We start from the raw sequence: 23,027 nt of genomic DNA on the forward strand, positions 1-23,027 counted from the left end.
TCCGGACGCGCCTCTCGCTCGACACACTTCTGGAGATACTCGATGTTGAAACGTTATCGCGCTGCGGCGCTCGCAGCGCTCGGTTTGGCGACAATTTGTGCCGCGACTGTCACGACGTTCGCCGTCGCGCAGAGCAAGTCCGACGCCACCCTCGACCGCGTGAAGGCTGCCGTGCAAAAGACGCTCGGTGCCGAGGCCCCCGTCAAGTCGGTGGCACGTACGCCCATCCCGGGACTCTTTGAGGTAGCCGTTGGCGGCGACATCCTCTATGCCGACGAGAAGGCGAAATACGTGATTGTCGGCGGTAACCTCGTCGATACGAAAACGCGTCAGAACCTGACGGAAGCGCGTCAGTCGGAACTGAACAAGATCGACTTCGCCAAGCTGCCGCTCGATCGCGCCATCAAGTACGTGAAGGGCAACGGCAGCCGCAAGGTCGCCGTGTTCTCGGATCCGAACTGCCCGTACTGCAAGCGCTTCGAGGAAACGCTCAAGACGTCGAAGCTCGACAACATCACCGTCTACACCTTCCTGTACCCGGTGCTCGGCCCCGACTCGGACGCCAAGTCGAAAGCGATCTGGTGCGCCCCCAATCCACTCACCGCGTGGCATGACTGGATGCTCGACAAGAAGGCGCCGCCGACCCCCTCGGCCAAGTGCGACGACACCGCGGTGGTGCAGAACGTGGCGCTGGGGCATCAGTTCAACGTGACCGGAACGCCGACGATCATACTGTCCGACGGCCGCCGTCTGCCGGGCGCCGTGCCCGCGGAAGCCCTGGAAAAGGCGCTCGCCACGGTCAAGTAACCGTCCATTCGCCAGTCTGGCCAACGCCCGACCGTTCCGACAACAAGAAGCCGCCACCTCATGAAAGCCACGTCTGCCCAGCCTGCCATCCGGTATGCGATCGTTCCGAAGTCGCCTGCCGCGCATCTGTTCGAAGTGACCGTCACGGTCTCGAATCCCGCCCCCGAAGGGCAGCGTTTCTCGCTGCCCGCGTGGATTCCGGGCAGCTATATGGTGCGCGAGTTTGCCCGCAACATCGTGACGATCGGGGCGACGTGCCGCGGCCGCAAGGTGGCGCTCGACAAGCTGGACAAGCACACGTGGCAAGCGGCGCCGTGCAAGGGCACGCTGATCGTGACCTACGAGGTTTACGCATGGGATCTGTCGGTGCGCGCCGCGCATCTCGACGACACGCATGGCTTCTTCAACGGCACCAGCGTGTTCCTGCGCGTCGAAGGCCAGGAACAGGCGCCGTGCGAAGTCGACGTGCTGCGCGCGCGTGGCGCGGCGTTCAAGGCGTGGCGCGTCGCGACCGCACTCGCGCCGGCCGAAGGCACGGCGGCGCTCGACTTCGGGCGCTATCTGGCCGCCGACTACGACGAGTTGATCGACTCGCCGGTCGAAATGGGGACCTTCGTGCATGGCACGTTCAAGGCTTGCGGCGTGACGCACGAAGTCGCCATTACCGGACCGGTGCCGAACCTCGATCTCGATCGGTTGCTGCGCGACATGAAGAAGATCTGCGAAGCGCAGATCCGTTTGTTCGAGCCGGGTGCGAGTTCGCGCTCGCGCGTGCCGATGTCCCGCTACGTCTTCCTGCTCATGACGGTCGGCGAGGGGTACGGCGGTCTGGAGCACCGTGCATCCACGGCGCTGCTCGCGAGCCGCAACGATCTGCCGGTGCAGGGACAGGCGCGCATGAGCGAAGCCTATCGGGGCTTTCTCGGCCTGGTGAGCCACGAATACTTCCACACGTGGAACGTCAAGCGCATCAAACCGGCCGTGTTCGCCCCGTACGTGCTCGATCGGGAAGTCTATACGCGGCTGCTTTGGCTGTTCGAAGGCTTTACGTCCTATTACGACGATCTGATGCTCGTGCGCAGCGGCGTGATTCCGCCTGCCGATTACTACGAACTCGTCGCCAAGGCGGTGGCGGGTGTGCTGCGTGGCAGCGGCCGTCTCAAGCAGACCGTGGCCGAGAGTTCGTTCGATGCCTGGACGAAGTACTACCGCCAGGACGAGAACGCACCGAACGCCATCGTCAGCTATTACACGAAGGGGTCGCTGGTCGCGCTCGCGCTCGATCTGACGATTCGTTCGAAGACGCGCGGACAGAAGTCGCTCGACGACATCATGCGCGCGCTGTGGCAACGCTATGGCCGCGACTTCTATCGCGGCGCGCCCGTGGGGATCGACGAAGACGCCGTGCAGCCGTTTTTCGAGGACGTCTCGGGACTCGACCTGTCGGAATTCTTCGCCACCGCCATTCACGGCACGCGCGATCTGCCAATCAAGACGCTGCTCGAACGCGTCGGACTCGCGCTGGAACCGGTCAAGCCCGAGGACGGCCGTCCTGCATTGGGGGTTAAGACGGCAAAGCGCGGCGACGACCTTACGCTTTCGCAGGTGCTCGACGGGGGCGCGGCGCAAGCGGCCGGATTGTCGGCGGGCGATGTGCTGGTCGCCATCGACGGTCTGCGCGTGACGCAGGCCAATCTCGACAAGCTGCTCGATCGATATCGCCCGGGCGACCGGGTGACGGTCCACGCGTTCCGCCGCGACGCCCTGCGCGAAACCACGCTCACGCTCGACGCGCCGGAGATTTCGAAATACCGCATCGCCGAGACGCGCGATCGCGCCGCGGCACAGCGTCGTGACAAGTGGCTGTCGGCCTGAGCGGCCGAGCGCTTTATCCTTGCGCCGGGCCCGGCACGCGCGGGTCCCGGTTTTCCTCCGGACACGACTTGGCGACCGCGAGCATGTGCTCGATGAAGACCTGTGTCTTGCGCGGGAGGAAGCGTCGCGACGGCGTGACTAGATGCACCGGACTGGACGGTAACGACCACTCGGGCAGCACCTTGATGAGACGGCCGGTGCGCAACGCATCCTCGGCCAGGATATCCGTCAGGGCGGCGATGCCGCTGCCCGCCACCGTCATTTCCTTGACCATCCCCATGCTGTTGACCTGAATCGCCCCGTGCATGGTGATGTCGGCGCGCTGACGTCCCTTGTGCAGCGTGTCCGAGTTGAACAGACGCCGCGCTCCTTGCAGGATCACGAAGCGATGGCCCGCCAGCTCGTCGGGCGTGGCGGGCAACCCCGTCGCACTCAGATACAGCGGGCTGGCATACAGACTGCGTGTGAGCGCGAGGAGGGGGCGCGCCACCAGGGTGGAGTCGGAGAGTTGGCCGGCGCGGATGGCGACGTCGATGCGCTCGGCGATCAGATCGACCTGTCTCGAACTCAGATCCACATCGACCGTAATCTCGGGATAGGCCGCGCAGAACGTGGCAAGCGGCACCGCCAGCCATTGCGCCGCAAAGTCGCCGGGCGCCGTGATGCGAAGCCGTCCGCGCGGCTTGCTCGAGAGCTGCGAGGCGAAATCTCGCGTCTCTTCCACTTCCTCGAGAATCGGCAGGCAACGCTCGTAATAGGCCTCGCCGACTTCGGTCAGTTCCAGCCGCCGTGTGGTCTTGTGCAGCAGCTTCGTGCCAAGGCGCATCTCCAGTCGCGACAGACGCCGACTCACCGTTGCCTTGGGCAGATCGAGCCGCTCGCCGGCCCGGGTGATGCTGCCCGAACGCACGACCTCGGCGAAGATCAGCATGTCATTCAGATCGTCAATCATCGCGCGCTCCTCGGTGATGCGGCCATCCGGCAAGGGGAAAGGGATGGCGCGCATTGTTCCAAAATAGGAACAAACAATTCGATTTTACCGGCTTGTTTCATTTTTGTGGGTAACTAGAATTCATACCAAGCCGACGCGCCATTCACGGCCATCCCGAGACGGGGCCCAGCGCGAACGGATTTTCGAACCCCCAGGCTCAGGAGCCAGAGACATGACCACGATTCTCCAAATCAATTCCGCCGCCCGCTCGCAAGGTGCCAACTCGACCACGCTCGCCAACGAATCCGTGGCGCAACTGGTCGCGAAGCACGTGGGTGCCAAGGTTGTCGTGCGCGACCTGCTGGCCGATGGCGTGCCGCATCTGGACGAAGCCGTCATCGGCGCGTTTTTCACGCCGGAAGACCAACGCACGGCCGAACAAAACGCCATCATCGCCCGAAGCGACGAACTGATTGCCGAGATTCAGGCGGCCGACTACGTGGTGTTCGGCGTGCCGCTGTACAACTTCCAGGTGCCGTCGCAACTGAAGGCGTACTTCGACTGGATCGCCCGTGCCCGCGTGACTTTCCGCTATCGTGAAGACGGCACCGTGGAAGGGCTCATCCAGGGCAAGAAGGTGATCGTGGCATTCGCCCGCGGCGGCAACTACAAGGACACGCCGGCCGACAGCCAGACGCCGTACCTCAAGACGATTCTCGGCTTCCTCGGCATGACGGACGTGACGTTCATCTTCGCGGAAGGTCTGGCTCGCGGTCCGGAATCGGCCGCTGCCGGGTTCGCGAATGCTCGCGAAGCCATCGCCGCGCTCTAAGCCCCCGGGCCGACGCTGCTGATTGCGTTGCCACGGCTGTTCTCCCGCACGCGCAGGTACCCCCATGGCCCATCCGACGCCTTTGCATCCGCGTCAGACGAAGCGACCGGCGGCTCATGCCGACGCGAGCGCCATCCCGCGCGTGCTTCCCGTCACCCGACCCGCCCGCTGTGCCGCGGCGGCGGGGGCGGGTGTTTTCGATCAGGTCGCCGAGACGGATCCGTTTTTGTCGATCGATCTCTTCCGCCGTCATGGCGCGTGCATACCGCCACATCCGCATGCCGGATGCGCGGTGGCGACCTACCTGTTCCCCGAGTCGACGACATCGCTGCGCTGCCGCCATGCCCATCAGGGCGACGACAGGCTGCGTGCCGGCGACCTGCTATGGCTCGAAGCCAACTGCGGCACCGTGCATGAGGACGCTCCCGAGAACGCCCATGGCACGGCGCGCGGCCTGCGGATGATCGTGAGCCGTGCCGGCCGCCATGCGCACGGCGCACCCGTGCAGACCGTAGTCCGCGCCGATGCCATGTCGCATTGGCGTGAAGGCACCGTCGATCTGAGTTTGATCTGCGGGCAGTGGGGCGAGCGTCACGTCACCCATGCCGCCGGTATGGAAGGTGAGCGCACGACGCTGCTACAGCTCGACTGGCGCGAAGACGAATTGCGCACCTTGACGATCCCTTGCGACGGCCGTCGCTGGGTCGCCTTGATTGCGCAGGGCGAGGCGGCGCTGGCCCATCACACGTTACGGGCGGAAGGCGGCGGCGCGCAGGCGGTGTTGCTGCCACCCGGTGCGTGGCAACTGGCCGGGCGCACCGGGGCGCGGCTCATGCTCGCCGGTGGCGACCCGCTCGCTGAACCCGTCGTCTATCGCGGCAACTTCGCAGCGCGCGACGAGAGCGATCTCGTCGCGCTCACGCGCCGCTATCAACAAGGCGCGATGGGCACACTAACGCCCATCACCGAACCGTCGAGCGACTGAGTCTCCCCGCATGGTCCTTACGCCGGCAGGCGCCAGTCGATGGGCGTTTTGCCGTGCTGTTCGAGGAAGGTATTGGCGGCGCTGAAGTGGCCGCAGCCCAGGAAGCCGCGATGCGCCGAAAGCGGCGAGGGGTGGGGGGCTTCAAGCAGTAGATGATCGTGGCCGGCAAGCAGCGGCGCCTTGGCCTGTGCATGGCTGCCCCACAGCAGGAACACCAGCGGCCCTTGCCGGGCGGCCAGCCCCTTGAGCAACGTGTCGGTGCAGGCTTGCCATCCCCCCTTCTTGAACGGCTTCGCGTGACTCGCCGCGTTGCCCGCTTCCACGGTCAGCGTCGTGTTGAGCAACAGCACACCCTGCTTCGCCCAGGCATCGAGATTGCCGTGCGGCGGCGCAACGATCCCCAGATCGCGCTCGATTTCCTTGTAGATATTTCTCAGCGACGGCGGCACGCGCACACCGCGCTGCACGGAAAACGCCAGACCGTGCGCCTGCGCGATGCCTTGATCGTCACCGTGATAGGGGTCCTGCCCGAGGATCACGACCTTCACGTCCGAAGGCGAGGTCATGCGCAGCGCGTGAAAGATGTCCGCTGGGTAGACCGTCTTGCCGGCGGCGACTTCGGCGTCGACGTAACGGCACAGTGGCGCGTACGCCTCGCTTTCGACGAACGGCGCGACCAGTGTCTGCCAGTCGTGGGGCAACGCGGCGAACTGATCCTCGATGCGCCCCTTGAGCGGGCCGGCGGCGTCAGCGCTCGCGGCAACCGACTGGGCGATTGCTGTGACCGGCGTCGATGCAGACCTCACCGGCGCGCCCGCTTTCGGCGGACGACCGCGTCGACGCGGTGACGGCGCGGCGGAAACGGTGGGAGCCGCGACACCAGCGACACCAGCGACATCGGCGGGTGGCTGCGGCGAAGCCGCCGTGTCGTTCGTTCCTGCCACTGGCGCCGGGTCGTCGAACAGCGAGCGTTGCCGTTCATTGGCAGGCGATGGGGATGCCGCGCGTGAGCGTGAGGTCATGCGATGAGCCGGTTGAGTGGTCTTGGGAGAGTGACACGTGCATCGTGCGCGTGTCCGTGCGCGACGCTCAGCGACTGAGCACCTTTTGCCGCAGACGATACCCGCGCTGCGCCTTGCTCACGTTGTCGCTCTGCAATTCGGGCAGTACGTCGCGCAATTCCTGCGCGAGCGCGTGCAGAATGCGTTCGCCTTGACCCTCGCGGTCGTCTTCCGGAGCGTCGAGCAATTCCAGTTCGACTTCCACGAGCGGCTCCGTGTGGCGTTTGCCGCCGGCCTCAACCGCGACTTCGCCCCGGTCAAAGGCGATCTCGACCGCTGTGCCGTCCCCTGCGATATAGCGCCACAGGCGTCGCACGAAATTCGTTTCGAACTGGGCGACGACATTCGCCCCCTCGGCGCGCAGCAAATCCGCCGTGCCTGGCACGTCGCAAGCGGCGATCAGCGGCGCGAGTTCGAGCGCTTCGCCCCGCACCGCCTGCTCCCACTCGTGACGCACATGCAGTCCATCGCGGGCCTCACCCACCGACTTGAGCGTTTGCAGCCATTGTCCGGGGTGGCCGTCGCGCGCTACGAAACGCAACCGCAGCGCGGCCTTCGCTTGCGCGAGCGCCAGCGCGGGCGTATCGAAATAGCGATTGACGAGATGCCGCTCCCCGCGGGCTTCTGCCCCGGGCAAACGGTCGAGATGGGAAATCAGCGCGTCGGCGCGCTGGGCTGACAGGTCGCCCGGGAGGGCCAGTTTGAGTTCGCGTTCGATGGCCATCGGGGCCGCTCCTGTGAGGGGGGACGCCGCGCCATCGATCGCTCGCGTGGCGCGTGGCAGGGGATCAGCGGGGCATGTCGAACAGCGTGGCGAGGGCTTCACCCGGCTCGGGCGCGCGCATGAAGGCTTCGCCGACGAGGAAGGCATTGACGCCCGCTGCACGCATGCGCGTCACGTCGTCGCGCGAGAGGATACCCGACTCCGTTACGACCACGCGATCGTCCGGAATGTGTTTCAACAGTCCAAGCGTGGCATCGAGCGACACTTCGAAGGTGTGGAGGTTGCGATTGTTGATGCCCAGCAACGGCGTGCTCAGTTCGAGCCCGGCGTCCAGTTCATGGCCGTTGTGCACTTCGACGAGCACCGCCATGCCCAGCGCGTGGGCTTGCGCTTCCAGATCGCGCATATGGGCGAGCTCCAGCGCCGCGGCGATGAGCAGAATGCAGTCGGCGCCCATCTCGCGCGCTTCATACACCTGGTAGGCGTCGATCATGAAGTCCTTGCGCAGCACCGGCAGATCGCACGCGGCGCGCGCGGCCTTCAGATACTCGGGCGAGCCCTGGAAGAACTGCACATCGGTGAGCACCGACAGGCAGGCCGCACCGCCTTTCTGATACGACTCGGCAATCTCCGGCGGGACGAAATGCTCGCGAATTACGCCCTTCGACGGGCTGGCTTTCTTGATCTCGGCGATTACGCCGGGCAGTCCGCCGTCGAGCTTGGTGCGCACCGCCCCCACGAAATCGCGCGTGCGCAGCGCGCTGTCGGCGACGGTGGCTTCGGCGTCGCGGCGCAGGCTCGCGAGGTCACGCACGCGCTTTGCAGCGGCGACTTCTTCAGCCTTGACGGCCAGGATCTTGTCGAGAACGGTAGACATATCGATGGATGACTCGGGGGCTACTGAATGTGTCGGGCGTCATCGAAAAAGATGCCCGTCGTAATCGAAATCGGGAGGGGCCGACGCGGTACCGTTGGCGGTACCGGCGTCACGCCTTACCCCTTGAATCGCTGCGTGAAGGCGACGAACTCGTCGAGCTTCGCGCGCGCCGCGCCGCTGGCGATGGATTCGCGCGCCAGCTGGATACCTTCGCCAATCGACGCCGCACGGTTGGCGGCATACAGCGCGGTACCGGCATTGAGCGCGACAATCTCGCGCGCGGTGCCCGGCTTGTTGTCGAGTGCTTCGATCAACATCGTCTTTGATTCGTCGGCGCTGCCGACCTTCAGGCCGCGATTGCTCACCATTTGCAGGCCGAAGTCCTCGGGATGAATCTCGTACTCGGTGACCTTGCCGTCCTTCAACTCGCCCACCAGCGTGGCGGCGCCGAGCGACACTTCGTCCATGCCGTCCTTGCCGTAGACCACGAGCACGTGTTCGGCGCCCAGACGCTGCATCACGCGTACCTGGATACCGACCAGATCGGGGTGGAATACGCCCATCAACTGGTTCGGCGCACCGGCCGGATTGGTGAGCGGCCCGAGAATATTGAAGATCGTGCGTACGCCCATTTCCTTGCGCACGGCCGCCACGTTCTTCATCGCCGGATGATGGTTCGGCGCGAACATGAAGCCGATGCCGACTTCGCGCAGACACTCGGCGACCTGCTCGGGCGAGAGCATGATGTTCACGCCCAGGGCCTCGAGCACGTCGGCGCTGCCCGACTTGGAACTCACACCGCGGTTGCCGTGCTTGGCGACCTTGGCGCCCGCGCCTGCTGCCACGAACATCGACGCGGTGGAGATATTGAACGTATGCGACACATCGCCGCCGGTGCCCACGATATCGACGAAATGCTCGCCGGGGGGGGCGTCGACATGGTTGGCGAACTCGCGCATCACTTGCGCGGCTGCGGCGATCTCACCGATGGTTTCCTTCTTCACGCGCAGGCCGGTGATGATGGCCGCGCACATGACCGGGGAAATCTCGCCCTTCATGATGAGACGCATCAGGTGCAGCATCTCATCGTGGAAAATTTCACGGTGCTCGATGGTGCGCTGCAGGGCTTCTTGCGGGGTAATCATGGCTTGCTCTCTCGTCGGTCGGATCGGCTCGGGTGGCTCGGGTGGCTCGGGTGGCACGCTCGGGGCGGCGCTCATGCAGCCTGCGCCGCGCGCGGTGCGGCTTGCAGGAAATTGCGCAGCACGTCGTGGCCGTGCTCCGACAGAATCGATTCGGGGTGGAACTGCACGCCTTCGACATCGAGCGTCTTGTGACGCACGCCCATGATCTCGCCGTCGTCCGTCCAGGCGGTGACTTCGAGGCAGTCGGGCAGCGATGCGCGCTCGATGGCCAGCGAGTGATAACGCGTGACGGCAAAGCGCTTGGGCAAATTCGCGAACACGCCTTGTTGCGTGGTCTCGATCTCGCTCACCTTGCCGTGCATGATCTGCTGGGCGCGTACGACCTTGCCGCCGAACGCTTCGCCGATCGCCTGATGACCGAGGCAGACGCCGAGAATCGGAATCTCGCCGGCGAAGCGCTTGAGCACGTCGAGCGTGATGCCCGCGTTGGCCGGACAGCTCGGACCCGGCGAGAGGCAGATGCGCTCGGGGGCGAGTTCGGCGATGGCGTCGAGCGTGATTTCGTCGTTGCGAAAGACCCGCACGTCTTCGCCCAATTCACCGAAGTATTGGACGATGTTGTAGGTAAACGAGTCGTAGTTGTCGATCATTAACAGCATGATTCCCTCTTGTGCCTTGAATTTATTGAAAATTCTTCGGGGTTTTCCCCGGCATTCTGTGAATTTCGCCCCCAATTTCACCCCGGAGGGGCAAATGCGGACTTGCCCGCGACGGGGGCATACGAGATATGTGGGTGGCTTAACGCCAACCAAAGAAGAGCAGAACGGAGGGGAATCGAGTGCTGTTTCGCATAATTGCATTCTATCAGCTTCGGACAGTGTCAACGCGACCGCCGGTTTGTCTCCACAGGAGAACACGGCCTTGACGTTGACGTTGAAGCAGGCGAAGGCGTGACTGGCAGGCTGGTTCCCGGTTGTTACCCGATTCCCGACACCCCCTGGTGGGGATACCCGCCCTTTGAAGTGGTGTACCTATCCGAACGTGTGTCCGACGATGGCCGCACGCTAGATCAGCGAATCAATGGCGACGGCGCGACAACACCACACGCCCGCCGTTGTCGCTTGGGTGCCGATTGCCGGCACCCACTGCACGCTGGCCGCCAGCTAGCGGTTCACACCAACCAAGCGCCATGCAATGAACTTCTGCGCGCTTCCAAACGCTGAGCCGGAATATCGGTCACGTCAATTGCCGAACGGCTCGGGCGTTCATCGCTGCGGTGTCGAATCAGTCAGGTGAGACCTTTGGGCAGCGGACGCCTGCGTACGAACTGCATATACAGTTCGTCAGGCAGCGCGGGACGGAGCGCAAATCCAGGGGGTGGACCCGACATTCGCGCAGCGCCCCGGAACGGCATGGTGTGCTGCAAACCAATCGGCTCGCCGTGACGTGAACTCAGATCAGCCCCGCATCGCGCATGCGATACCAACTGACGACCGCGGCAAGGTACAACTGCTGCAGGCCATGGAACGGTATCGGCGAGATCCGGGTCAGCGGAAAGGGCAGAGCCCTCGCGTCGCGAGTGACATAGTAACGGGCGAGCGCCTCGCCCATGGCCGTCTCGAGCGCCACGCCACGGCCCATGCAGCCAATATTGACGATCAAACCCGGTTCCGCTTCATGCAGGTGCGGCAGGAAATCACGTGTGACCGACACGTGCCCACACCATCTGTGGTCAAACGCAATGCCCTGTAACTGCGGAAACATCTTCCAGACAGCGCGTTCGAGATGCGCCCAATCATTCTTCGATGCGGGCTGGCGGAATGGGCCTCGTCCGCCCATGAGCAAGCGGCCTGTGTGATCCTTGCGGAAATACAACAGCAGGTTGCGCGTGTCGGACGACACATGTCCTTCGGGCAGCACACTAGCCGCTTGCGCCGCCGTTAGCGGAACGGTGGAGAGCTGGTAGGAGTTGGGCGTGATTACCGTGCTGGCCAATGGCGAGGAAAGCTCGCGCGTGTAGGCGTTAGTGCATACGATCACCGTGCCGGCCAGCACGTGGGGCCCGTGCGCCGTGTCGACTTTCCACGCACTTCCTCTGCGCTGCCAGCCGGTCACATGCGTTCGGCCGTGAATCGTCGCGCCGGCCGCAATCGCCGCCCGGGCCAGCTCTCGCGCGTAACTCAACGGTTGAAGGCCTCCGGCATGGGGATTGAGCCAGCCGCCCTTGTATGCGCGCGTGCCGAGCAGTTGTTTGACACCCGCAGCGTCGAGAAGACGGGCTCCTGTCATGCCCCTTTGTTCCCATTGACGTACGCGTGCCTCGACCGTTTTCATTGCGTTGTCGTTATGCGCGCCCTGAACCCAGCCGTTCCGAACGTGCGGCACCGCGAGCTTCTCGCTGTCGATCAGCCTGAATACGTGCTCCGTCGTCGATCCCGCGAACGCGACAACTGCGCGTCCGGCTTCCCCGCCGAACTTCGCCTCCAGTTCATCCGGATCGTACTTGAGGCCGGGAATGATCTGCCCGCCGTTGCGGCCGGAGCCTCCCCAGCCAGGCTCGCGGGATTCCAGCACGACAACGTTCACGCCACGTTTGGCGAGATGATAAGCGGTCGACAAGCCCGCGTAGCCGGCGCCGATGATCGCAACGTCGGCTGTTCTGCTCGCGCCGAGCGCCGGCGTGGAAGCGGCGGGGACGGCCGTGTCGGCCCACAATGCCGGAGCCAAAGGAAATAGTTTGCTGGACATCGGGAATCAGGAATGCTGAGGAGAGGCCTGACCTGGGTCGCCCGGGCCTGGCGCGTTGAAATTAGACGTGCTCGATAACGCGTTTGAGAAAGTCCTGCGTGCGCGGGTGTTGTGGGTTGCCCAACACCTCTTTGGCCGGCCCTTGCTCCACGATCGTGCCCTTGTCGAGGAACAGCACGCGATCCGCCACGTCGCGCGCGAAGCCCATCTCATGCGTGACAACGATCATGGTCATCTGTTCGTCGGCAAGGCGACGCATGACCGAAAGTACTTCGCCGACGAGTTCCGGATCCAGTGCCGATGTCGGTTCGTCGAAGAGGATTGCCTTGGGCTGCATGGCGAGGGCTCGCGCAATGGCTACGCGTTGCTGCTGGCCACCCGATAACTGCGTCGGATACACATTTTCCTTGGCCGATAGGCCCACACGGTCCAGCAAGCTACGCCCGCGCTCGATCGCTTCCTTCTTCGGCTCGCCTTTGACAAACACCGGCCCTTCGATGACGTTTTCCAGCACGGTTCGATGCGGGAACAGATTGAAGCGTTGAAATACCATCGAGACGTTCGTGCGAATCTCCGAGATCGATCGGTGAGCCGCATCGACCTTGCGCCCCTCGAACTTGATTGAGCCGCTCTGATATGTCTCGAGGCCATTGATACAGCGAAGAATGGTCGACTTGCCCGAGCCGGACGGGCCGATCAGACATACCACCTCGCCTTTTGATACTGAGGCGGACACGCCCTTGATGACCTGAAGTGAGCCGTAACTCTTGTGAATATCCTGTAGCTCAATCATTTGCGTCCGCTCCCGAGTTTCTTTTCCATCCGGCCGACGAGCACGAACAGTGGAACGCACATCACCAGATAGAGTGCTGCGACCAACGTGAAAACCGTCGTGTTCTGGAACGTCGACGTGGCAATCAATTTGCCTTGCATTGCCAGCTCCGCGACGGTGATGGTTGATGCCTGCGAGCTATCCTTGAGCATCATGATCATGGTGTTGCCGTAGGGCGGCAACGCAATGCGGAACGCTTGTGGAAGGAGCACGCGGCGCATCGTCAGCGCGTGGCCCATGCCGATCGACTGCGCGGCTTCCCACTGCCCCTTATCGATAGCTTGAATGCCGGCGCGGAAGTTCTCGGCTTGATACGCCGAATAGGCGATGCCCAAACCCAGGATCGCCGCATTGAGTGCGCTTATCGAAATACCGAACTCCGGCAAAACGAAATAGATCACGAAGAGCTGGACAATGATCGGCACGCCGCGCAGGAAATTGATCACGCAGCGTGCGATGAGATCGAGTGTGCGCACACCAGATACGCGCATCAACGCCCAAACCATGCCGAGCAAGGTCGAGAGGATGAGCGAACCCACGGTGACGGCGATCGTCAATTTCACGCCGCGCAGGAGAATCGGGAGGAATTCGACCGAATAACGGAAAAAATCTTGCATGAATCAAGGTCCTGTTGCCGGAGCTTGCTGGAATGTGCCTTAAAAAAACCACCGAAATGCCGGGGCGAACATTGCCCCGGCGAGCCGGATGTCAGAACCCCCACTTCCTCACGATGGCGTAGATCCTGCCATCGGCCCTGACCTTGGCAATGGCCGCGTTGAGCCTCGCGAGGCGTTCCGGGTGCCCCTTTGCGACTGCGATGCCGACCTGACCCGGCATCACGGCCTTGTAGCTCGTGACGAGACGGATATTGGGGAAGGCACCGTGTGAGAGTTGATAGGCAACGATCGGATAGTCCGCGACGCCAGCATCCAGGCGACCGGAATTCACATCGCGCATCAGATCCTGAAGCGTTTCATACACTCGGACTTCGGCGAACTGGCCCGATTCCTGAAGCGCTTTCAGAAACGGTGTGCCGATCTGTGCGCCAACCACCTTTCCCTTCAGTTCGGTCAGGCTGACATAGTTCTTCGCGTCCGACTTCGGCACGATCACGCCTTCGCCGTACTGGTACACCGGGTCGGTGAAATCGACCACCTTGGCACGGTCGGGCGTAATGAACATCGCCGCGGCGACCACATCGATCTTGCCTGTCGTAAGCGAGGGGATGAGCGCCGACCACGCAAGCGGCACGGTCGTGACTTCGTATCCCGCCTCCTTGGCGACTGCGGCCATGATATCCACCATGACGCCGGTAATTTTGTCAGTCGACGTGTCCAGGAATGTGAACGGTACACCGGTAGGCGTTGAGCCCACCTTCAACGTTTCTGCGCTGGCGGCGCCGCCCAAGACAACCCCCGAGACCATCGCGATACCCGCCAAAAACTTGCTCAGCTTTTTCATTTTCAAAGTCCTTCTTCAGAGTTGTTAGTGCAAACATCAGTCGCGCGAGCAGCGAGGACACGTGCCGGATACAAAGCAGAATTGGCCAGACACGCCAACAGAGGTTAGGACTCCGACAAAATAAGGCGTGGCCGGCCTCCCGATACACCCGCTCTTCTCGTCCCCGAGAACGTTCCCGCGCCCGCATGCAAGCGATGTACACCGGGAGTCCCGATTGCCGGGTGATGGGGCGAGGTATTGTCGGCGGCGCTGCGTGGCTAAAGCGCGTTGGGTATACAGTGGCAAAGTAAAAAATATAAAACAAGAGAAAATAACGAGTGTTCGCTGTTATTTTGAGAAGTTTATAATTTTGGGTATACCCATTGCGGAGCGACGGTCAGGAAATGGTTATGGCGAGGGAAACGATGTCTGAAGACGATGCGGGCTTGGAAGTACCGGGCCAACGGCCCCTGTGCGGCAACGTTTATACGAGCATCAAAGCGGACATCCTGGAAATGAGGTTGCTGGCAGGCGCTCCAGTGCAAGAGGTCGAATTGGCCTCCTATTACGGTGTAAGCCGCACACCGGTGCGCGAAGCGCTCCGGCAGCTACTTGATGAGGGCTTCATCGAGCGCAAAGGCCGCTTCTATCAGGTGAAAGAAATGACGCCTGGCGACATTCGCGACCTTTACGAAGTCCGCGAGAGCTTGGAAGCGACATCCGTGCGGCTATGCGTGGAGCGTGCGGAAAACTCACTCATTGATCGGCTGCGAAAGCTGGTTGCCGATCAGGGCGACGCCTTCAGGAACGGCGATGCGCAGAGATTTTCGGCGCTTGATACTGCGTTCCATCTGACAATCGCGGAGGGCACAGGTAATGCGCTTCTGCTACAGCAACTGACGGTCATACATGAAAAGAGCTGCCTGACGCGCGGTCGCGAATACGACGCGCCGAACTGGATCGCCTATGCAATCGACGAGCATTCTCGCGTGCTGAGCGCACTTGAGCGGCGCGACGGAACAGTTGGCGTTGCAGAGATGCTTTATCACATTCGCGGCGTTGTTGACCTTCACTACGGCGGCCGTCGGCGCAAGGCATAGCGCACGCGTGGAGGCGCTCCAGGCGGGGTGAAGCGATCGAAAATGGAAAAAGCCGGTCATGGTCCTCTGGTGCACTCGGTCGGCAACGTACCGCGTCATCGTTATCGTCGATCTGCGGTATGTGGCTGGGGGCCGGTCGACCACGCCGACATGCCGCCGCCACGGGGCAGACCGGAACAAAACAAGGCCATCAGAAACCGTATTCGAACGATGCCACTGTACGTGCGCAGAGCAAAAAAAACACGTGCAAAGAATGCACAATTAGTCGACAAAAAGGCACTTTATTCCTGCATTTCTGCGTGCTATTTTTCGCACACCCGAGAACTGATCGAGTGATATCGATAAATATCGGAAACCTAATCAAAATGACTATTTGAACGGCGTGATGGCGGATTAAGGCTCGCCCATTCGACACCGCATCGTTCCCAGATATGGGCTGCGCGCCGAGGTTCCGTCAGTACTGGGCATGTCCATCACCGCCGTCTCGGCGGCTCGGCGATACACCAGTTTCGCCCGCCGTGGTGCTTCTTCAGAGAGAAATGTAGCAATGCGCAATGCAAACGTGGAAAGCCTGTTGTTGGAGTTGCTTGGCCCCGAGAAAACCGAGCGTCTGTTCTCAACGCTCAACATGCCGTCTGTCCTGCAGGACTGGGAGGTCGGTACCGTCACGCGCGCCGAACTCGCTCAAGCCATGAATATGGCACTTTTTGACAACCTGTTGCAACGCTCGCCGAACGGACACACGTACACGACCGAAGCCGTGGCCAACGGTGGATCAGTGTATTTCGATCATGGCGCTTTGCGCACGGTTCGCTGGTCGCAGAACGGCGCATTGCCGCCGGGGGAAGGGGCTTTCACGAGAATCCTGCGCCCGTTGGGCTTCCGGCTCAATGGCCGCTATCCGTTGGACAAACTGGGTATGACGGGCCGGGCCTATGCCCACGAAGATGCGGCCGACCAGATCGCGCAGTTCTTCGTCAGTGAGTTGCATCCTGAGCGATTCTCGCCAGCGTTCCAAGCCGCAGTGACCCACGTGCTTGAAACGTCGAAGGATCCATTGACACCCCTGGCCGTTTCGCAATTATCGGAGCTCGAACGCGACGGCTCGCTGCCGCTTGCGGCGGCGCAGTCGCTGTTGCCTGTGATCGTCGGCGCGTTCGCCCGTCAGCACGACAATCCCAGCGAAGCCGACTATGAGACGCTATTGGAGGAATCCGCCGAGATGGCGTGGATTGCGACCGAAGGTAACGCCTTCAACCATGCCACGGATCGCGTAGACGACGTATTCGCGTTGTCGGATGCCGAAAAGGCGAAGGGGCGTCCGATGAAGCCGGACGTGGAGCGATCCCGCTCGGGACGCGTTTTCCAAACGGCCTATCGCGCAGACACGGTCGAGCGGGAATTCAAGTCCGCTGACGGTAAGTCCGTGACGCGGGAGGTGCCGGGCTCGTTCTATGAATTCATCACGCGCAAACGCGAATTCGATAAAGCGGAGCGCGTCTGGAAGACCGATCTGCGCTTCGACGCCGGCAATGCAACCGGTATCTTCAAGATGACCGGCAACGCAGCGAAATAACGTGAAAAGAGCCACCCCGTTTCAGGCAAGCACGACCCAGCTCCAGAAGGTTGAAGCCGAGCTTCGAACAACGATTCGAGGCGAAGTCCGCTTCGATGCGGGTTCGAAGGCGGTCTACGCGTCCGACGCATCGAACTATCGTCAGATTCCGATCGGCGTAGTTGTGCCCGCGAATGTCGACGACCTCGCTGCGGCACTGGACGTGTGCCGCAGAAATGACATCCCATTTCTAACGCGGGGTGGCGGCACGTCGCAGAACGGGCAGTGTGTGAACGTGGCGGTCGTGGCGGACGCAAGCAAGTACGTGAACCGTGTCGTCTCGGTCGACCCGGAAAGCCGTTCGGCAGTCGTTGAGCCCGGAGTCATCTGCGATACGCTGCGAGACGCCGCAGAGGTGCACGGACTCACGTTTGCGCCAGACCCCGCGACACACAGTCGCTGCACGCTCGGCGGAATGATTGCGAACAACTCGTGCGGCGCGCACAGCGTCATGGCGGGCAAGACTGTCGAGAACGTTGAAGCGCTTGAAGTCGTCACTTACGACGGTGCGCGGTTCTGGGTTGGGCCCACGACCGATGCCGAACTTGAGGAGATCATCCGGCAAGGTGGCCGTCGCGGAGAGATCTACCGCAAGCTTCGCGATCTTCGAGACCGTTACTCGGAGCGCATTCGCGCGGAGTTTCCGCAGATCAAACGACGGGTGTCGGGCTTCAATCTCGACCAGCTCCTGCCCGAGAACGGATTCAACGTGGCGCGCGCGCTGGTTGGCACCGAAGGGACTTGCGCAGTGACGCTTAGGGCGAAGGTTCGCCTCGTGCATAGCCCGTCATGCCGCGTGCTGCTCGTTCTCGGGTTCCACGATATCTATACGGCAGCCGACGCCGTGGTTCATTTCAATCGCTTCTCCCCGATAGCGATCGAAGGCCTGGACCGAGCGATCGTCCGCGGACTGCAGGCGCGCTCGCTGAAGGCCGAAGAGATCGCGTTGCTGCCTGAAGGGAATGCGTGGGTTGTGCTGGAGTTCGGTGCCGACACGTCGGCCGATGCCCTCGGGCAGGCCAACGATGCTCATGCGTACTTTTCGGCTGGCCTTGGGGGGAGCGGTGTCACCGGGTTCGTTGTCGAGGACAAAGCGAAGCAGCAGAAGATCTGGTCGATCCGGGAGACCGGCGCCTCCGCCGTGGCATTGTCGATTGACCCTTCGACGCCTGACCCGATGATCGGCTGGGAGGATGCGGCGGTCGACCCGTTGCGACTTGGCGATTACCTGCGGCAATTTCAGGCGCTTGTCGACCGCTATGGGTACGAGACCTCTCTCTATGGCCACTTCGGCGATGGCTGTGTTCACGCGCGCATTACCTTCGACGTGCGCTCCGCGCAAGGCATGTTGACATGGCGCGACTTTCTGCGAGAGGCCGCGCAACTCGTTGTCGACTTTGGCGGTTCGCTATCCGGTGAACATGGTGACGGTCAGGCAAAAGCAGAATTTCTGCCCATTATGTATGGGCCGGAAATCATGCGGGCGATGGAAGAATTCAAAGCTATCTGGGACCCGGCAAACCGGTTGAATCCGGGCAAGGTCGTGAACGCCTATCGTGCCGACGAGAATCTGCGGATGGGGCCGTCGTACAAGCCGGTCACTTTGACAACCAAACTGAACTTCGCCAGCCCGGAAGGCGATGGCCTTCAACGCGCGGTCGAGCGTTGCATCGGAATGGGCAAATGCAGGTCGCTCGATAGCGGCACGATGTGCCCGAGCTTTCGCGCCACGAGAGAGGAGAAGTACTCCACGCGCGGACGCGCGCATCTGCTCTGGGAAATGCTCCAGGGCGAAGTCATTACACAGGGCTGGAACAGCCGGGAAGTGAAGGAAGCGCTCGACGGCTGTCTTGCCTGTAAAGGATGCAGGTCGGAATGCCCGACGCACACGGACATGGCGTCATACAAAGCGGAGTTCCTTTCACACTACTATGAGAACCATCGCCGTCCGAGGCAGGCGATGGTCATGGGGAGAATTGGACAATGGGCACCTCTGGCAAGTCGGCTTCCGCGGTTGATGAACTTCCTGGTGTCGAATCCGCCGCTTGCCCGTATCGGAAAATGGCTCGCTGGCGTCGCGCCGCAGCGCCATTTACCCATGTTCGCGCCGACTACGTTCAGGACGCTGGCGAATCGTCGTGGCGTGGCGAGCGGTAGCAATGGGGTTAACTCGGCAAAGCGGGTCATTCTTTGGGTGGATACGTTCAACGAACACTTTTCACCGGAGATCGCTACCGCCGCGCTCGATGTATTGACCCGGCTCGGCTATGAGGTGGTGCTTCCGCGCAAGCGTTTGTGCTGCGGTCGGCCGCTTTATGACTACGGGCTTCTGGACGCGGCGAAGGCACTGCTGCGCAGCGCCGTCGATGAACTCGCCAGCGATGTGCGTGCCGGCGTGCCCGTCATCGGGCTGGAGCCAGGCTGCCTGTCGATCTTCAAGGACGAACTGCTCAAGCAGTTGCCTGATGACGCCATGGCAAAGGCGCTATCGGAGCAGACGTTCCTTTTCTCGGATTTTGTGGGCCGCGTGGACTTCGACTGGCCGAAGCTCGACGCTAACGTGATCGTGCACGGACACTGCCACCAAAGGTCGTTGTTCGGTATGAAAGGGGACACAACGTTGCTGGACAAGCTCGGCGTGACCTGGGAGCTGCTCGACACCGGATGCTGCGGAATGGCGGGTTCATTCGGATTCAGCACGGAGCACTATGAGCTGTCGATGAGGATCGGGGAAGGCAAGCTACTGCCATTGGTGCGCAATGCGCCGGCTGACACCGTCATCTTGACCAACGGATTCAGTTGTCGCGAGCAGATCGCGCATGGCGCAGGAAGAACGCCGATGCACATCGCCCAACTCGCATCGAAGGCGCTAGCGAATACGCCACCCGCTACGCCGGCGGCTCGCTCACGTGTGGGCGACTTGGCACAACGCTCATAAGACCTGGCATTACCGCAAATCTCGCCGACGGGCCAGAGGACTTTCATGTCCTTCTGGCCGCGTCGATGGCGCCGCGTGGATCGTCAGCGCGTCAGTGCGGTGGTTTGCGTTGACCGATCAGCGCGGTGAGGGCCACTGGCATCACCACTTGACCGTAACCGCCTTCGAAATCAGGTACGGCTCCAACGCTTCCGAGCCGCCTTCCGAGCCGTAGCCGGAGTCCTTCACACCTCCGAAGGGCATCTCCGGCCAGGGCGTGGCTGCTTGATTGATCCACAGCATGCCGACGCTAAGATCCCGGGAGATTTGTTGAACGTCCTTCAGCCGTTGGGCATAGGCGTATCCGGCCAAGCCAAAGGGCAACCGGTTGGCTTCGGCGATGGCATCGTCCAATTTATCGAAGCCTCGGACGGCGGCAATGGGGCCAAAGGGTTCATCGTTGAGCACCGACGCCGTCAATGGAACGTCGGCGAGCACAGTCGGCGCAAAGAAATTCCCCTGCGTTCCAACTTGTTCGCCGCCGGTTGCAACGCACGCGCCAACGCGACGAGCGTCGTCAACGATAGATTTCATCGCGGATAAGCGCCGTTCGTTCGCCAAGGGGCCCAGTGTCGTACCTTCGGCGAGACCATCGCCCACTTGCAACCCATTGGCGTACCGGGCGAGAGCCGCCGTGAAGTCGCTGCGCAAGCTGTTATGCACCAGGAACCGTGTCGGCGAAACACATACCTGGCCGGCATTCCGAAACTTCGCCGCGCCCAGAACCCGCACAGCTTCTTCGACGTCTGCGTCCGCAGCAATGATAACGGGCGCGTGACCGCCCAACTCCATGGTTGCGCGCTTCATATATCGGCCGGCAAGGCTTGCCAGATGCTTGCCGACCTGGGTGGAGCCGGTGAAGGTGACTTTCCGGATCACTGGGTGGGAAATAAGAAACTGCGAGACTTCGCCAGGATCTCCGAAAACCAGCCCGATAACGCCATCGGGCACGCCGGCGTCGGCGAATGCTCCAATGAGCGCAGCCGCGGCGGCCGGCGTCTCCTCCGGGGCCTTCACGATGAACGAGCAGCCCGTCGTCAGCGCGGCGCACAGTTTTCTCGCAATCTGATTGACCGGAAAATTCCAAGGGGTAAAGGCCGCGACGGGACCGACGGGCTCCTTCTGTACCGTTTGCTGCACGTTTGCGCTTCTCGCCGGGACGACCCTTCCGTAGACACGCAAGCCTTCGTCTGCAAACCATTCAATGATGTCTGACGCGAAAGATATCTCGGCGCGGGCCTCTGCGAGAGGCTTGCCTTGTTCTTGTGTCAGCAATCGGGCGACGTCGTCCCGACGTTCCCGCAAGCGGGATGCCGCGCTTCGCATGATCGTCGCTCGCTCGATCGCGGGAACATTGCGCCATTCGGCGAAACCTTTCGCGGCAGCAGACACCGCGCGCTCGAGATCGTCGTTCGTTGCCCGTGCGACAACGCCGATCGTCGCGCCCGTTGAAGGGTTCGTCACGGCGATCGTCGCACCATCCAGTGCGTCGCACCACTGACCGTCGATAAATAGCTTCGTGTCGATATAACTCATTTCACAACCCTTTATTTGCACTGTCTTCTAACGGCGGGCGCTATGCGCGCGCGTGCGTCTGCTTCTGTTTGTCGAAAATGCCGGGCGCGTGTCTCGTGACCGGCATTCGTCAGGGAAATCACATGCCACTGGGGCCGCCAAGTGCTGTTCCGTCGAAGAAGCGTGAGTATCGGAAGGCATATGGATCAACGATGGGCGAATCGTTCGCGACCAGATCTGCCATCAAGCGTCCCGCCCCGAGTCCCAGCCCGAATCCGTGACCGCTGTATCCAGTCGAGAGAAACAGCCCCGGAATTCGCGACACGCTGGAAATGACGGGAATGGCATCGGGCGTGCTATCGATCACGCCTCCCCACGCGTTGGCGATGCGTACGCCTTTGAGGGCGGGATAAGCGTCGATCACGGACGCCAGCGCGGCGCTGACCAGCGTCATATCGGGGCCGGGATCCAGAATCCGCACGCTTTCGAAGGGGGATGCCTCGTCGAGCGACCAGCGGCTGAGCGCACCCGGTCCGCGGAAAAAGGCTGACCCGATGCGAACCTTGAGCCCTTTTCGACGGCGTAGATACGTGGGGAGAAACTGCCGCGCGTACAACAGCCCGCGAGGTGCCAGATCGAGCGTTCCCCGGCCTGATAAGGCCAGCGTGTAACCGCCATCGAATCTCGGCCGCAAGCAGAAAGTGGGCGTCGCAATGGGGCGGTCGACCATCTTGGATTCCGATGTCACTCGCATCGCCGTCGCGTTCACGCCCGCCTGCGGGAGTCTCAGTCCCAGCGAAGCACAAAACATGGACGACCATGCGCCGCCAGCGACGACCGCGGCGTCAGTCTTGATGACGCCACGCTCGGTCACCACCGCTGAGATCCTTCCGGCAGCTTTCTCCACACCACGTGCGGCACACTCCTGATGGAACGAGACCCCTAGGTCGCGAGCGGCCTTGGCGACGGCGAGCGGCGCGATCGACGGCTCGGCCATGCCATCTTCCTCGCAGTAGATGGCGCCGCTCCAACCGTCTTTGGCGCTGCAAAGCGCTGCCTTGGTTTGGGACGGTGTGAGAAGCTCAGCGTGGACGCCGCAGTCTTTCGCACCGGTCACCCAGTGCTGATATTCACCCAACGTTTTTTCGTCGGAGGCGGCGAATAAGAGTCCCGTACGTCGGAACCCTGTGTCATGACCTGTTGTTGCAGCAAAGCCTTCCCACAGGCCTCTGCTGACCTTCATCAACGGCAACTCCCGAAAATCGCGATTCAGTTGCCGTACCCATCCCCAGTTTCGGCTCGATTGTTCGGCGCCGACGAGCCCCTTTTCTACGACCGCGACTTTGAGCCCCTTTTTCGCTAGCTCAAGCGCTGTAGACAGGCCGACAATGCCACCGCCGATGACAACGACATCGGCGGAGCGAGGAAGGGTTGAGTCGGATGGAAAACTACCGATAAGTGCCGTCATTCTCTATTCACGACAAAGACACCGAAATGATGTGTCGATCCTGTTGTTGGTTGAGTGGATTTTCCACGCGCGTTCGAACGTCGAGCGTGCGCGGG

20 protein-coding genes are annotated in these 23,027 nt (G+C 62.1%); 8 read left to right on the top strand and 12 right to left on the bottom strand.

Annotation, left to right across the window (positions count from 1 at the left end):
- The first annotated feature begins 42 nt into the window (after positions 1-42).
- Complete coding sequence (locus PCE31106_RS11745) at positions 43-807, top strand: DsbC family protein (RefSeq protein WP_150563356.1); 765 nt, start codon at positions 43-45, stop codon at positions 805-807.
- Between the two features lie 60 nt (positions 808-867).
- Positions 868-2,682, top strand: coding sequence for a M61 family metallopeptidase (locus tag PCE31106_RS11750; RefSeq protein ID WP_150563357.1), 1,815 nt, complete (start codon positions 868-870; stop codon positions 2,680-2,682).
- A gap of 13 nt (positions 2,683-2,695) precedes the next feature.
- On the opposite strand, the gene PCE31106_RS11755 is transcribed toward PCE31106_RS11750, so the two are convergent.
- Positions 2,696-3,634, bottom strand: a complete 939-nt coding sequence (locus PCE31106_RS11755) for a LysR family transcriptional regulator (protein ID WP_174975123.1) — start codon at positions 3,632-3,634, stop codon at positions 2,696-2,698.
- A 211-nt stretch (positions 3,635-3,845) separates the two neighbouring features.
- On the opposite strand from PCE31106_RS11755, the gene PCE31106_RS11760 reads away from it, so the two are divergent.
- Entirely contained in the window at positions 3,846-4,445 is a 600-nt protein-coding gene (locus PCE31106_RS11760; RefSeq protein ID WP_150563359.1) for an FMN-dependent NADH-azoreductase, read from the top strand.
- Positions 4,446-4,509: 64 nt separating this feature from the next.
- A complete protein-coding gene (locus PCE31106_RS11765; RefSeq protein ID WP_150563360.1) occupies positions 4,510-5,430 on the top strand; it encodes a pirin family protein in 921 nt (306 codons plus the stop codon).
- Between the two features lie 17 nt (positions 5,431-5,447).
- Here the strand turns inward: PCE31106_RS11765 and PCE31106_RS11770 are convergent, their stop codons facing one another.
- From PCE31106_RS11770 to PCE31106_RS11810, 9 genes are all read right to left on the bottom strand, one after another.
- A complete protein-coding gene (locus PCE31106_RS11770; RefSeq protein ID WP_150563361.1) occupies positions 5,448-6,452 on the bottom strand; it encodes a uracil-DNA glycosylase in 1,005 nt (334 codons plus the stop codon).
- 67 nt (positions 6,453-6,519) lie between these two features.
- Positions 6,520-7,215 carry a CYTH domain-containing protein gene (locus PCE31106_RS11775; RefSeq protein ID WP_150563362.1) on the bottom strand — a complete coding sequence of 232 codons (696 nt, stop codon included), beginning with the start codon at positions 7,213-7,215 and terminating at the stop codon, positions 6,520-6,522.
- Between the two features lie 64 nt (positions 7,216-7,279).
- Entirely contained in the window at positions 7,280-8,092 is an 813-nt protein-coding gene (gene trpC, locus PCE31106_RS11780) for an indole-3-glycerol phosphate synthase TrpC (RefSeq protein WP_150563363.1), read from the bottom strand.
- 116 nt (positions 8,093-8,208) lie between these two features.
- Positions 8,209-9,237, bottom strand: coding sequence for an anthranilate phosphoribosyltransferase (gene trpD / locus PCE31106_RS11785; RefSeq protein WP_017234672.1), 1,029 nt, complete (start codon positions 9,235-9,237; stop codon positions 8,209-8,211).
- A 71-nt stretch (positions 9,238-9,308) separates the two neighbouring features.
- The gene (locus PCE31106_RS11790) at positions 9,309-9,896 is read right to left on the bottom strand and encodes an anthranilate synthase component II (RefSeq protein WP_150563364.1); all 588 of its coding nucleotides are present in this window, start codon (positions 9,894-9,896) and stop codon (positions 9,309-9,311) included.
- A gap of 793 nt (positions 9,897-10,689) precedes the next feature.
- On the bottom strand, positions 10,690-11,985 hold the full coding sequence (locus PCE31106_RS11795; RefSeq protein WP_150563365.1) for an NAD(P)/FAD-dependent oxidoreductase: 1,296 nt from the start codon (positions 11,983-11,985) through the stop codon (positions 10,690-10,692).
- Positions 11,986-12,046: 61 nt separating this feature from the next.
- Positions 12,047-12,778 carry an amino acid ABC transporter ATP-binding protein gene (locus PCE31106_RS11800; protein ID WP_150563366.1) on the bottom strand — a complete coding sequence of 244 codons (732 nt, stop codon included), beginning with the start codon at positions 12,776-12,778 and terminating at the stop codon, positions 12,047-12,049.
- Positions 12,775-13,434, bottom strand: coding sequence for an amino acid ABC transporter permease (locus PCE31106_RS11805; RefSeq protein WP_150563367.1), 660 nt, complete (start codon positions 13,432-13,434; stop codon positions 12,775-12,777). Before PCE31106_RS11805 ends, PCE31106_RS11800 begins: the two co-directional genes overlap by 4 nt.
- A gap of 91 nt (positions 13,435-13,525) precedes the next feature.
- Positions 13,526-14,278: an ABC transporter substrate-binding protein gene (locus PCE31106_RS11810; RefSeq protein WP_150563368.1), complete on the bottom strand. Its 753-nt coding sequence runs from the start codon at positions 14,276-14,278 to the stop codon at positions 13,526-13,528.
- Positions 14,279-14,682: 404 nt separating this feature from the next.
- On the opposite strand from PCE31106_RS11810, the gene PCE31106_RS11815 reads away from it, so the two are divergent.
- The 4 genes from PCE31106_RS11815 (at position 14,683) to PCE31106_RS11830 (ending at position 19,910) form a co-directional block, all read left to right on the top strand.
- A complete protein-coding gene (locus tag PCE31106_RS11815; protein WP_174975125.1) occupies positions 14,683-15,357 on the top strand; it encodes a GntR family transcriptional regulator in 675 nt (224 codons plus the stop codon).
- Positions 15,358-15,399: 42 nt separating this feature from the next.
- Positions 15,400-15,693 (top strand): hypothetical protein, encoded by a 294-nt coding sequence (locus PCE31106_RS11820; RefSeq protein WP_150563370.1) that lies wholly within the window; start codon positions 15,400-15,402, stop codon positions 15,691-15,693.
- 211 nt (positions 15,694-15,904) lie between these two features.
- Entirely contained in the window at positions 15,905-16,933 is a 1,029-nt protein-coding gene (locus PCE31106_RS11825; protein ID WP_150563371.1) for a DUF1338 domain-containing protein, read from the top strand.
- 1 nt (position 16,934) lies between these two features.
- A complete protein-coding gene (locus tag PCE31106_RS11830; protein ID WP_150563372.1) occupies positions 16,935-19,910 on the top strand; it encodes an FAD-binding and (Fe-S)-binding domain-containing protein in 2,976 nt (991 codons plus the stop codon).
- Positions 19,911-20,051: 141 nt separating this feature from the next.
- On the opposite strand, the gene PCE31106_RS11835 is transcribed toward PCE31106_RS11830, so the two are convergent.
- Both PCE31106_RS11835 and PCE31106_RS11840 read right to left on the bottom strand, forming a co-directional pair.
- The gene (locus PCE31106_RS11835) at positions 20,052-21,485 is read right to left on the bottom strand and encodes an NAD-dependent succinate-semialdehyde dehydrogenase (RefSeq protein ID WP_150563373.1); all 1,434 of its coding nucleotides are present in this window, start codon (positions 21,483-21,485) and stop codon (positions 20,052-20,054) included.
- Between the two features lie 118 nt (positions 21,486-21,603).
- Complete coding sequence (locus PCE31106_RS11840; RefSeq protein WP_150563374.1) at positions 21,604-22,932, bottom strand: NAD(P)/FAD-dependent oxidoreductase; 1,329 nt, start codon at positions 22,930-22,932, stop codon at positions 21,604-21,606.
- Positions 22,933-23,027: the final 95 nt, after the last annotated feature.

It is taken from the genome of Pandoraea cepalis (assembly GCF_902459665.1).
Taxonomy (GTDB): domain Bacteria; phylum Pseudomonadota; class Gammaproteobacteria; order Burkholderiales; family Burkholderiaceae; genus Pandoraea; species Pandoraea cepalis.